The 12,506-nt window shown below is 40.5% G+C and carries 12 protein-coding genes; 1 reads left to right on the forward strand and 11 read right to left on the reverse strand.

Going from position 1 to position 12,506, the window contains the following annotated elements:
* Nucleotides 1–4 precede the first annotated feature (4 nt).
* The 3 genes from mrdA to rsfS are packed head-to-tail and all read right to left on the reverse strand — an operon-like array spanning nt 5 to nt 2,737.
* On the reverse strand, nt 5–1,900 hold the full coding sequence (mrdA, locus tag ACYUCW_RS13025; protein WP_004246051.1) for a peptidoglycan DD-transpeptidase MrdA: 1,896 nt from the start codon (nt 1,898–1,900) through the stop codon (nt 5–7).
* A gap of 37 nt (nt 1,901–1,937) precedes the next feature.
* Nucleotides 1,938–2,408 (reverse strand): 23S rRNA (pseudouridine(1915)-N(3))-methyltransferase RlmH, encoded by a 471-nt coding sequence (rlmH, locus tag ACYUCW_RS13030; protein ID WP_004246050.1) that lies wholly within the window; start codon nt 2,406–2,408, stop codon nt 1,938–1,940.
* A 2-nt stretch (nt 2,409–2,410) separates the two neighbouring features.
* The gene (gene rsfS / locus ACYUCW_RS13035) at nt 2,411–2,737 is read right to left on the reverse strand and encodes a ribosome silencing factor (protein WP_004246049.1); all 327 of its coding nucleotides are present in this window, start codon (nt 2,735–2,737) and stop codon (nt 2,411–2,413) included.
* Between the two features lie 390 nt (nt 2,738–3,127).
* Here rsfS and ACYUCW_RS13040 point away from each other — a divergent pair, with 390 nt between their 5' ends.
* Nucleotides 3,128–3,883 (forward strand): YbgA family protein, encoded by a 756-nt coding sequence (locus ACYUCW_RS13040; protein ID WP_074924259.1) that lies wholly within the window; start codon nt 3,128–3,130, stop codon nt 3,881–3,883.
* Between the two features lie 13 nt (nt 3,884–3,896).
* On the opposite strand, the gene nadD is transcribed toward ACYUCW_RS13040, so the two are convergent.
* The 8 genes from nadD to ACYUCW_RS13080 form a co-directional block, all read right to left on the reverse strand.
* Nucleotides 3,897–4,568 carry a nicotinate-nucleotide adenylyltransferase gene (gene nadD, locus ACYUCW_RS13045; protein ID WP_004252240.1) on the reverse strand — a complete coding sequence of 224 codons (672 nt, stop codon included), beginning with the start codon at nt 4,566–4,568 and terminating at the stop codon, nt 3,897–3,899.
* On the reverse strand, nt 4,561–5,595 hold the full coding sequence (holA, locus tag ACYUCW_RS13050) for a DNA polymerase III subunit delta (protein WP_017628838.1): 1,035 nt from the start codon (nt 5,593–5,595) through the stop codon (nt 4,561–4,563). The genes nadD and holA overlap by 8 nt, the downstream gene beginning before the upstream one ends.
* Nucleotides 5,592–6,140, reverse strand: a complete 549-nt coding sequence (gene lptE, locus ACYUCW_RS13055; RefSeq protein ID WP_004246045.1) for an LPS assembly lipoprotein LptE — start codon at nt 6,138–6,140, stop codon at nt 5,592–5,594. The genes holA and lptE overlap by 4 nt, the downstream gene beginning before the upstream one ends.
* A gap of 12 nt (nt 6,141–6,152) precedes the next feature.
* Nucleotides 6,153–8,735 (reverse strand): leucine--tRNA ligase, encoded by a 2,583-nt coding sequence (gene leuS / locus ACYUCW_RS13060; protein WP_004247439.1) that lies wholly within the window; start codon nt 8,733–8,735, stop codon nt 6,153–6,155.
* A gap of 359 nt (nt 8,736–9,094) precedes the next feature.
* Nucleotides 9,095–9,820: an amino acid ABC transporter ATP-binding protein gene (locus ACYUCW_RS13065; RefSeq protein ID WP_004246043.1), complete on the reverse strand. Its 726-nt coding sequence runs from the start codon at nt 9,818–9,820 to the stop codon at nt 9,095–9,097.
* Nucleotides 9,821–10,495, reverse strand: a complete 675-nt coding sequence (gltK, locus tag ACYUCW_RS13070) for a glutamate/aspartate ABC transporter permease GltK (RefSeq protein WP_004246042.1) — start codon at nt 10,493–10,495, stop codon at nt 9,821–9,823. It lies immediately after the preceding gene.
* Entirely contained in the window at nt 10,495–11,235 is a 741-nt protein-coding gene (locus ACYUCW_RS13075; RefSeq protein ID WP_004247440.1) for an amino acid ABC transporter permease, read from the reverse strand. Before ACYUCW_RS13075 ends, gltK begins: the two co-directional genes overlap by 1 nt.
* Nucleotides 11,236–11,353: 118 nt before the next feature.
* Nucleotides 11,354–12,247 (reverse strand): amino acid ABC transporter substrate-binding protein, encoded by an 894-nt coding sequence (locus tag ACYUCW_RS13080; protein WP_004246040.1) that lies wholly within the window; start codon nt 12,245–12,247, stop codon nt 11,354–11,356.
* Nucleotides 12,248–12,506: the final 259 nt, after the last annotated feature.

A 12,506-nucleotide genomic window follows, 5' to 3' on the forward strand; every position in this document is an offset into this window, starting at 1 on the left:
TGGGTTATTCCTCTGAGCCACGCGGTGAAGGCGGGGAAATAGGCAACTCGGTGTTGTTGTCTCCAAGTATAATGTGATCAAGTATTTGGCGAGTAATATCCCCAACAGATGGGCCAGCACCACCATTTTCTAAAATTATAGAGACGGCAACGGTAGGGTTTTCATAAGGCGCAAAAGCAATCATTAATTTATGATCACGAAGATGTTCTGCTAATTGGCTAGCATTATAGGTTTCATAACTAAATACCTGTGCTGTACCTGATTTTGCAGCAATCTTATAAGGAGCATCAGCAAAGCTACGTCGCCCTGTACCATTGGGTAGATTGGCAACACCATACATACCGTACTTCGCTAACTCCCAATAACCGGAGTTGATATCGCCAATTTGGCGTGTCTCTTTATCCACGTAAGGTAGCATTTCATTACCTAACTTGGTGCCATAAAGTAAGTGAGGGGTTTTAACCTGACCATCGTTAATTAAGGTCATTAACGCTTTTGACATTTGGATTGGGGTCGCCGTCCAGTAACCCTGACCTATACCAACAGGGATGGTATCCCCTTGATACCAAGGTTTTTTATATCGTTGTTGTTTCCATTCTCGGGTTGGCATAATGCCATTACGCTCTTCAGAAAGGTCAATCCCCGTGTATTCACCATAGCCAAAGCGGGACATCCATGTGGAAATACGATCAATACCCATATCATAGGCAACTTGATAGAAGAAGGTATCTGCTGACTCAATAATGGATTTAGTAACATTGAGTTTTCCATGACCCCAACGTTTCCAGTCACGATAGCGTTTTTCAGAGCCGGGCAGTTGCCACCAGCCCGGATCATGGATAGTTGTGTTAGGAGTAATAACCCCTTCACTTAGGGCTGCAACAGACATAAAGGGTTTAACCGTTGATGCCGGAGGATAGAGCCCTTGGGTTGCCCGGTTTATTAATGGTCTATCGGGATTATTAAGTAGGCCTTGATAGTCTGTATTAGATATTCCCCCAACAAATAGGTTAGGGTCATAACTTGGATTAGAAACCAGTGCTAATATCTCGCCGTTACGAGGATCTGTGACGACCACAGCCGCTCGGCTAGTGGTTAATAGCGTTTCAATATAGGTTTGTAATTCAAGATCGATAGTTAGGTAGATATCTTTACCGGCTTGTGGTGGTTGCTCATGCAATTGGCGGATCACACGGCCACGGCTATTAACTTCGACCTCTTCATAACCGGTTTTACCATGCAAAACAGATTCATAATAGCGTTCAATACCTAATTTACCGATATCTCGGGTTGCTGCGTAATTAGGATAGAGCCCTTCTTTTTCAAGACGTTCTACATCTTTATCATTAATTTTTGCAACATAACCAATAACATGAGTAAGGGCTGAACCATAAGGGTAATAGCGACGTTGATAGCCTTTGATTTCTAATCCGGGATAGCGATATTGATTAATGGCAAAACGTGCCACTTGCACTTGGTCAAGTGACGTTTTAAGCGGAATAGAACTAAAACGACGAGAGCGTTTTCGCTCTTTTTCAAATGCAGCAATATCGTCGTCAGTTAAATCAACGACCTCTCGTAAACTCTCCAATGTTTCTTGGATATTAGCCACTTTCTCCGGTACGATTTCTAATTGATAGATAGTACGATTTAGGGCAAGTGGAACCCCATTACGATCGTAAATAATGCCTCGGCTCGGTGGGATGGGAACTAATTTGATCCGGTTATCATTCGAGCGAGTTTGATAATCATCGTGGCGAGCGACTTGTAAGTGATACAAGTTAAAAACTAAGATGCCCGTTAAAACTAAGATCCCTGAAAATGCGACAATAACACGGCGGATAAAGAGTTTTGACTCCGCTGTATAATCTCGAAACGGGGTGCGTTTTCTTTTCTTCATCCCATTAGTTGATTTCACTTACTTACCCGCCAATTTATTATTCCCGATGATAAGGATGGTTTGTGGTAATACTCCATGCACGGTAAAGGCTTTCTGCTACCACTACACGTACTAGCGGATGTGGCATAGTTAATGGAGATAAAGACCAACTTTGTTCTGCAGCTGCTTTACAAGCGGGGGCTAAACCTTCAGGGCCACCAATTAATAAGCTGACATTTCTTCCATCTAACTTCCAGCGATCGAGTTGCTCGGCAAGTTTTGGGGTATCCCAACGGGCGCCAGGAATATCAAGGGTGACGATACGATTTCCTTTACCTACCGCTGCTAACATCTGTTCGCCTTCTTTTTCGAGAATACGCTTAATATCAGCATTTTTCCCTCGTTTACCCGCGGGGATCTCGATGAGTTCTAAGGGCATATCTTTGGGAAAGCGGTTAAGATAATCCATAAAGCCGGTCTGGATCCAGTCCGGCATTTTTGTACCAACGGCGATGAGCTGTAATTTCAAACTCAGCTCCAGAGTTTTTCGAGTTCGTACATACGGCGACTGTCTTCTTGCATTACGTGTACCATGGCTTCACCAAGGTCAACAACAATCCAATCAGAAACGCCTTGTCCTTCGATGCCTAAAGGTTGTAATCCTGCTTCACGACAGTCATCAACCAGATTATCGGCGACAGACATTAAGTGTCTGTTTGAAGTTCCCGTACAGATGATCATGTAATCAGTGACACTTGATTTTCCACGAACATCTAATGCGATAATGTCTTGAGCTTTAGAATCCTCAAGTTTATCAATAATAAATTGCTGTAATTCTGAGCCTTGCAAAAGGGTCACCTTTTTCTATTTAGTTAACTCAATCGAGAAAATAACAAAGCGCTATTTTAAAGGAATTTATACCAATAAATCTATTTTACTCGATGATTTATTCCAGTTGTCGATAGCAAAAACATCTATCAAGTATGGTTGCTATTCGACGCTTGATTTAGAAAAATTCATATATGCCTATTTATTGCGCCATAATAAATAATAAAAGCCGGCAGATAAGAACTTTCCAATTAGACGACAGTTTTACTCCACAGTTCCCTTAATAGGAACCGAGGGTGAGAATAACAGTAAAACAATGTCTGTCAATGCTCGTGAAATACCTGATAACGGTATCATCACGTCAATGATTGTATCATTATACGGTGTAATGTTGAGATAGTGACTAAGAGAAACAGACGAATGAAAGAAAATTATTATTATTTGGAGCAAACTTCAGAAATAGCGAGTAACAAAAACGCATTGTTACAGGCAGATTGGCAACGATTTTGTCAATTGTTATGCTATGAAGGCATTGAAATTAAACAAAATAATGATGAAAAACGACAAAATAAGGCAGTGATTTGTCGGGTTAAAATGAAAGGGGACTATTCATCAACCTTATTCACGCAGATTTTGGGGGAAGGAGAGTTACAATTAACCCTTGAACAATTTTCTCAACCTAGTGGATTGGAACATTTTCTGACACAGTTTTTTGCCTTAATTGATTATCAACAGCAGGTAAATGCTAAGTTGAGCAAAAAAGCACTGATCCAATTTCATAGTCGATATAAATATTTGTTAATGGCTTATTCTCAAGTCGCTTATCGAGAATTGGGGCGTTATATGGCCAATATCCCTAATTCGCTACCGCTGTTACAATTTGCCGAGCAGTATCAAAAGGCCTTAATGAAAGCACTGTCAATACCAGCAACTCGAGAAGGGCATACCAATGCATTAATGCATATGGCGGGATATTTTAAGCGAGCACTTAGCGCAGAGCAAAAACAGTTGTTAACACAAGAGATTTTATCTTATCGGCAAGGAAAAACGAGTCTTTCGGCTCCTTTGTCACGGTTGAAAAACTACTTGGCGTTTTATCCTGATAATTATCTACTTTCTCAACGCTATTTTTCACCTTATCCAGCGGTATTTGATGACTTAAGAGCGCAATTTTAATCTCTAAGATCTGTTATCGATACAACTGATGCTGTTTGATATAGTTTTCAACAGACTCAGGCAGAAGATCATGACAATCTAATCCTGCTTTATGTCTAGCCCTAATATCGGTCGCTGAAATATTGTATAAAGGAGTATCAGCAAGAAAAATTTTCCCTGCGGGTAAACAGTGAATATCTGCTTGCTGTTTGGTTTGATGTTGTTCAAGCCAGGTTTGCATTTGTGGTGATGTAAATGTGGTTTGGTAACCCGGGCGAGCGCAAACCAATAAGTGACACACATCTAACAACTCTTCCCATTTATGCCAAGTATCAATTGAAAGTAATGAATCTTGTCCAATAATAAAGGCTAATGGCTGTTTCTCACCAATTTCTTGTCTAAACGCTTTTAATGTCTCAATGGTATAAGAGGGAGTCGGTTTCTCTAACTCTCGAGTGTCGACTTTGAAAGCACTAAAAGGTTGTAATGCGAGCCGCACCATGGCTAATCGCTGTTGTGAAGAGGCTTCTGGTTGGGGGCGATGAGGGGGAATATTATTAGGCAACCAAATCACTTCTTTTAGCCCTATCAAGCCAGAAAGGGCTTCTACAGGACGTAAATGCCCATAATGGATCGGATCAAAAGTACCACCATATAGAGCAATGGCTTGATGAATTAAAGGGGGGTTATTATTGGTGCTAGCCATGGCGAATAAATCCTTCCGGTAATGCTTTTCCACATAATAATAAGCCAAGGGCATGAAGTTCAGGCCAAACGTTTTGTCCGTGATCCTGTTTAAGGGTTATTTCAATCTGGGTAAGTAATCGCATGGCAGTGAGTAATTGATGCTCTGACAAACGTTGTAACGCGGCGGTAAATATCGGACGTCGGTTTTGCCATATCCGATGTTGATCGAAAACGGATTTTAAGGAGGCCGTTTTAGCGCTACGATGTAAGGTAATTAATTGCATTAATTCGCGTTGCAATGTTCTAAGCAGAATAACGGGTTCAATATCCTCTCTTTTTAGTTGCTGCAAGATATGCCATGCCCGTTGGGTTTTACCTGCTAATAATGCATCAATCCAATGATAAGCAGTAAAATGAGAGGCATCATTGACAGCCGCTTCAACTCTTGGCAGGGTTAATTTACCATCAGGATAGAGCAAACAGAGGCGTTCAATTGCTTGAGCTAAAGCGAGTAAATTTCCTTCATAGCAGTAACACAGTAATTGATTACCTTGTTCATCAAGCTCAAGGCCTTTTTGCTTGGCGCGTCTCGCTACCCAATTTGGTAATTTATCTAACTCAGGGGTTAAGCAAGTCACATAAATACCTTGCTGGCTGAGTGTTTTAAACCATTCGCTATTTTCCTGTGCCTTGGTTAATTTATGTCCACGTAAAATTAACAAGAGATCTTCATGCAATTCGTGAGATAAGCGTAAGAGCTTTTCTGACATTGCCGCATTAGGACCATTTTCAGGAAGATGGAGTAAGATAGATTGCTTTTGTGAAAAAAGACTCAGTGACTGGCAGAGTGAATATATTTCATTCCAATCAGTGCTGTTATCAAGGGTAAATTGATAATGTTCCGTAAAGCCTTGTGATTTTGCCACCGTTTGAATGGCATCTTGAGATTCTTGGAGTAATAGCGGTTCATTACCCCAAAGTAGGTAACTTTGGCGCAACCCCTCTTGGAGTTGCGCATTAAGTTGTTCTGGATAAAGGCGGATCATTTGGCTGGTGAGATTATCTGTTTCGCTTTAGCTGCCTCTGACGCTTTTTGGCGTTCAGCATTGTGAACCACCAATAATTTACGTACTAAGATAGCGGTAGCCTGTTCACGCATTTCCTGTTTGATAATATCATTTTCGGCATCTTTAGCTAATGCTTCTAATGGGTTATCAAAGAATGGACGTGAAACCTGTGATGAAATAGGGTAGATGGTTCCATCAGGCATAATCACTTGTGCATCTAGGACAAAAGTGAGCTGACGTTCAGCCGATTTACCGTCTTGATACACAGAGACAGTCTCTTTATTTTCTGAAGATCCAACAATTTTGAGAACAGGAATATCTGCTTTTGGCGTTTCAACCAGTTGAACTCCACTTAATCTCAATTGTTGACGCATTACACGAGATAGTGGCCCGTATGGGTCACCAGAGCTTAGGTAAAGCGTTTTTAATTCAGCTGGAACTTGGGTTTTACCTTGTAGGTGAAAACCGCAGCCAGCGGTGACCAACACCGCTAACGCAAAAAACAGCGAAAATAGATATCGCACTAAGCCTCCTTATCAGCCAACAACGATGTTCAGTAATTTGCCCGGTACATAAATCACTTTACGTACGGTGACATTTTCTAAATATTTAGCAACACTGTACTCTTTTGTTGCCATTTCCTGAACATAATCTTTTTCTGAATTAGCAGGAACAGTGATACGACCACGTACTTTACCATTAACTTGAACAATAATAAGTTTCGTGTCATCGACCATCGCTTCTTCATCAGCAACAGGCCATGGTGCAACATCAATATCCTCTTTACCACCTAACGCTTGCCACATGACAAAACAAGCATGTGGAATGATAGGAGAAAGCATACGTACCACTGCTTCTAATGCTTCTTGCATTAAAGCACGATCTTGCTCAGTCTCTTGTGGTGCACGTGTTAATTTATTCATTAACTCCATAATTGCAGCAATAGCCGTATTGAATGCTAAGCGACGACCTACATCATCAGAAACTTTGGCGATAGTTTTGTGTAAATCGCGACGTAAGTCTTTTTGCTCTGTGGTTAATGTTGCCAAATCAAGTGATTGAGTCGTTCCTTTTTCGGTATGCTCATGAACTAAACGCCATAAACGACGTAAGAAACGGTTCGCACCTTCAACACTTGATTCTTGCCACTCAAGTGTTAATTCTGGTGGTGCAGCAAACATCATAAATAGACGTACGGTATCAGCACCATAACGCTCAACCATGGTTTGTGGGTCGATGCCGTTATTTTTTGATTTAGACATTTTGCTCATACCAGCGTAAGTCAGTTCATGGCCTGCACTGTCAGTTGCTTTGATGATGCGATTTTTTTCATCGCGTTCAACAATCGCTTCTGCAGGAGAGACCCAATGGCGAGCGCCATCTTCACCGGTATAATAAAATGCATCTGCTAATACCATGCCTTGGCACAGTAAGCGTTTAGCAGGTTCATCAGAATTAACTAAACCAGCATCACGCATCAATTTATGGAAGAAACGGAAATACATCAGGTGCATGATAGCGTGTTCAATACCACCAATGTACCAGTCAACCGGTAACCAATAGTTAGCAGCTTTTGGATCTAACATTCCCTTGTCGTAATCAGGGCAGGTATAACGTGCGTAATACCAAGAAGATTCCATAAAGGTATCAAAAGTATCTGTTTCACGTAGCGCAGGTTGACCATTAATCGTTGTTTTAGCCCACTCAGGATCGGCTTTAATTGGACTGGTAATGCCGTCCATTTTCACATCTTCTGGTAAAATAACCGGTAATTGGTCATCAGGAACTGGAACAACGCTACCATCTTCTAAGGTTGCCATTGGAATTGGCGCACCCCAATAACGTTGACGAGAAACCCCCCAGTCACGTAAACGGTAATTCACTTTACGTTCACCCACACCCATTGCAGTAAGTTTATCTGCAATAGCATTAAAACCAGCTTGGTTATCAAGTCCTGAGAATTCACCAGAGTTAATTAGGCTATTTTTCTCAGTCAGAGCGCCTGTTGATAAGTCAGGTTGGTTACCTTCTGCATCAGCAATAACCGCTTTAATCGGCAAACCATATTTAGTGGCAAATTCCCAGTCGCGTTCATCGTGACCTGGAACGGCCATAACCGCACCTGTACCGTATTCCATTAAGACAAAGTTAGCTACCCAAATAGCGACTTTCTCTTGGGTTAATGGATGAATAGCATACAGACCTGTAGCAATACCTTTTTTCTCCATGGTTGCCATTTCAGCTTCTGCCATCTTCATGTTACGGCATTCATCAATGAAGTGCTGAATTTCAGGATTATTTTGAGCGGCTTTTTGAGCTAATGGATGACCGGCGGCCACAGCAACATAAGTGACCCCCATAAAGGTATCTGGACGTGTGGTATATACGGTCATAGTATCGTCGCTATCTGCGACATCAAAGGTAATTTCAACACCTTCAGACCGGCCAATCCAGTTACGTTGCATGGTTTTAACTTGTTCTGGCCATTCATCTAACGTATCTAAGTCGTTTAACAGCTCTTCAGCATAATCGGTGATTTTAATAAACCACTGTGGAATTTCTTTGCGCTCGACAGGGGTGTCGCAACGCCAGCAACAACCATCGATGACTTGTTCGTTAGCCAGTACGGTTAAGTCGTGTGGGCACCAGTTTACAGCAGAGGTTTTTTTATACACTAAACCTTTTTCATACAGCTTAGTGAAAAACCACTGTTCCCAACGATAATATTCTGGTGTACAGGTGGTGACTTCACGATCCCAATCATAACCAAAGCCCAGTTTTTTTAACTGGCCTTTCATATAATTGATATTTTCATAAGTCCACGGTGCAGGTGCGGTGTTATTTTTTACGGCAGCACCTTCTGCGGGTAAACCAAACGCATCCCAACCAATAGGTTGTAAGACGTTTTTACCCAACATACGTTGATAACGGGAAATCACGTCACCAATGGTGTAGTTACGGACGTGTCCCATGTGTAGTCGACCAGAAGGATAAGGTAGCATTGACAGGCAGTAATATTTTTCTTTGTTATTATCTTCTGTCACTTTAAATGTATTGTTCTTTTCCCAGTGTTCCTGGATAGTTTGCTCTATATCTTCGGGACGATATTGTTCTTGCATGGCACCGATAATCCTATGGTGAATTAATGGCTACCGAAGGGTAACCGCTATGATGAATTAAGACTTGCATAGCATAGCTGATTTTGTCTAATAGCCACAACTATTGATCTCAAGGAAAGCCATTGTTTGCATAACTTTTTTGCCACAATGGCGAGATAGCGCGAAAACAGCATTTTTTTGTTAATGATAAATGCGAGATTTTCAAGCGTTTAGCCTAATTATTGCAATAAAAATGAATTAATTGCTACTGTGTTGCGTCATCAAAGGTTGATGATTATTTTTAGCGATATTTTGCTGGCATGTAATAATTCATGCCAGCAAAGGGGAAAAGTGAGTGGGATGAAAAAGAAAATTGAAGATTAATGTAAGATTTTAGCTAGGAAATCTTTAGCCCTTTCTGATTTAGGATTATCAAAGAAGTCATTTTTCGGGCTATCTTCGACAATACGACCTTCATCCATAAAAATAATACGGTCAGCAACTTTTTTAGCAAAGCCCATTTCGTGTGTAACCACCATCATGGTCATGCCTTCATTAGCCAGCTCAACCATAACATCAAGAACTTCATTAATCATTTCAGGATCAAGTGCGGATGTGGGTTCATCAAATAGCATCGCAATAGGATCCATACATAAAGCACGAGCAATAGCAACGCGTTGTTGTTGACCACCAGAAAGTTGAGCAGGGTATTTATTAGCGTGGTTGGCTAAGCCTACGCGCTCTAATAATTTTAGCCCTTTCTCTTTTGCTGCACCTTTCTCTCTATTAAGGACTTTCACTTGCGCTAGTGTAAGATTTTCAATAATGGAAAGGTGAGGAAATAATTCAAAGTGTTGAAACACCATACCAACTTTGGCTCGTAACTTAGCTAAATCAGTTCGTTTATCATTGACTTTTATATCATTTACTAGGATTTCACCTTGTTGTATAGGCTCTAAACCATTAACGGTTTTGATAAGCGTCGATTTACCTGATCCTGAAGGTCCACAGACAACAACAACTTCCCCCTTTTTCACTTCAGTGGAACAATCTGTCAGTACTTGAAACTGACCATACCATTTGGATACATCTTTTAGGGAAATCATCTAAGTAGTCCTTTTTTTAAGAAAGTTCACTAACATTGAAGCGGAGAAACTAATTATAAAGTAGACAAAACCAGCAAAAAGGATCATTTCAACCTGTGTGCCATCACGCTCACCAATATTTGCCGCTGTTCGGAAAAAGTCGGTCAGACTTAATACATACACGAGTGAGGTATCTTGAAATAAAACGATACCTTGTGTGAGCAATAAAGGGATCATGGCACGAAATGCTTGAGGTAAAATCACTAAACGCATCGTTTGTGATTTTGTCATTCCTAAAGCTAAGGATGCTGAAAACTGGCCTTTACTGATGCTTTGTATACCTGCTCTGATGATTTCAGAGTAATAAGCAGCTTCAAATAGAGAGAACGCTACCATTGCTGAAATTAAACGGATATCACTTTTTGGTGAAAGGCCTAGAACATTTTGTAATATGTTAGGCACAATTAAATAGAACCACAGTAATACCATCACTAAAGGAATAGAACGAAAGGTATTAACGTAAGCGGCCGCAAACCAACTGATGGGCTTAAAAGTAGATAAGCGCATCACTGCAAGTATTGTTCCCCATAAAATACCGATAACAATTGCTGTTATGGTAATTTTTAAGGTAATGACCATGCCATCCATTAAAAAAGGTAGGCTAGGAACAACAGAACTCCAGTCAAACTCGTACATTATTGACCTCCTGCTGTGCCAGGTAAACGCACCCGTTTTTCTAACCAGTGCATAATCAACATAATAATGACGTTAATAAAGACATAGGCTAGCGTGATAGCGGTAAAGGATTCATAAGCTTTAGCTGAATAATCTAATAATTTATTCGCTTGCGCAGCCATATCAATCAGGCCAATCGTTGAGGCGATTGCAGAGTTTTTGACTAAGTTCAGCATTTCAGAGGTCATTGGCGGAATAATGACGCGATAAGCATTAGGTAATAAAACATAGCGGTAGGTTTGTGGCAGTGTTAAGCCTAGTGCTAAGCCTGCTGCTTTTTGTCCTCTTGGTAATGAATTGATTGCCGCCCGCACCTGTTCACACATGCGCGCTGCGGTAAACAAACCTAAACAGAGTGCTGAAGAGACAAAGAATTGGATATTCGGCGTTAAGTCCATTTTGAACCAATCACCAATAGCTTGTGGTAAGAGTTCAGGGATCACTAAATACCATGTGAAGAATTGTACAATCAGGGGGACGTTACGAAATAGTTCAACATAGATAGCCCCTAAACTAGAGAGCAAGCGATTAGGTACGGTTCGTAAAATACCAAAAAAAGAGCCGACAATAAAAGCAATGATCCAAGCACAAAGAGATAAAGCGACAGTAACTTGAAAGCCTGAAATAAGCCAACCTAAGTAAGTGGTATTTCCAAAAGGGGCTTCTTGGAAGAATATCCCCCAATCCCAATCAATCGACATGATTTCACCTCCGGTGAAAAAAATGGGGCAGGGAACGGCTGCCCCAAACTTCACTGATCTGTCTGTCCAACAGATACTTTATAATTATTAATTTTGCATCAATTACTTATATGCATTGTTAGTTCAATGCTTTATCATTTGGTGATGCAAACAGTGCTTTCATTTCATCCGAGATAGTGAATTCTAAATTGAGGTTTTTCGGTGGAATTGGGGCATTAAACCAACGATTGAACGATTTTTCTGCTGCGCCAGATTTTTGCGCATTAGCAATGGTTTCATCAATTAACGACTTAAATTGTGTATCACCTTTGCGTAACATACAGCCATAAGCTTCTTCCGATTGAGGTGTTCCCACAATCTCCCATAACGCAGGTTTTTTCGCTTTAGCACGTTCACCCGCTAATAAGGCGTCATCCATCATAAAAGCAACGGCACGCCCTGATTCAAGTGTACGGAATGAGTCGCCATGATCTTTTGCGCTAATAATGCGCATATTCATTTTTTTCTCATCATTGAGCTTGTTGAGTAACATTTCAGATGTGGTGCCTGACGTAACAACCACATTTTTGCCCGCAAGATCAGCAAAATCTTTAATTCCACTGTCTTTTTTCGCAAGTAAACGTGTACCAACAATAAAAATAGTATTCGAGAAATCAGCTTGTTGTTGGCGAGCGAGATTATTGGTCGTTGAGCCACACTCAAAGTCAAATGTACCATTTTGTAATAGTGGAATTCGATTCTGAGAAGTGATAGGGATAAGGCGAACTTGTAGGTTAGGTTTGCCTAATTTTTCTTTTACTGCCTCAACAATCAGGTTGGAATAGTCTTGAGAGTATCCGACCACTTTTTGTTGATTATCGTAGTATGAAAAAGGGACAGAGGATTCACGATGACCAACAATAATAATATCGTTATCGTTGATTTTTTTTAAGGTACCAGTGAGTTCTTCTGCTTGCACAGCTCCTGCAGCCCCTAAAATCATTAATGATAATGCTAGTTTACGCATGCGCATAATAACTCCTGTCGTGGTGATATTGATGTGTTGCTTTGTGTTGCTTTTTTGTTTTAATTTGTTTTGATAATGTTAATAAATAGAACAAATAACATACGGTTGGGAAGTGCAATATTCCAAATACGAGAGCTATCTCTCAATAAAAGGATGAAATAAAAAATTGTTCAATGTTTTTTGGAAGTGATTTTCAATATTTAAAATTATTATAGTAATAACCATGAGAAGTTAAAGGTTAAAAAGAACAAAGAAGAAAAAGGCG

This window comes from Proteus sp. MB838 (assembly GCF_054767435.1).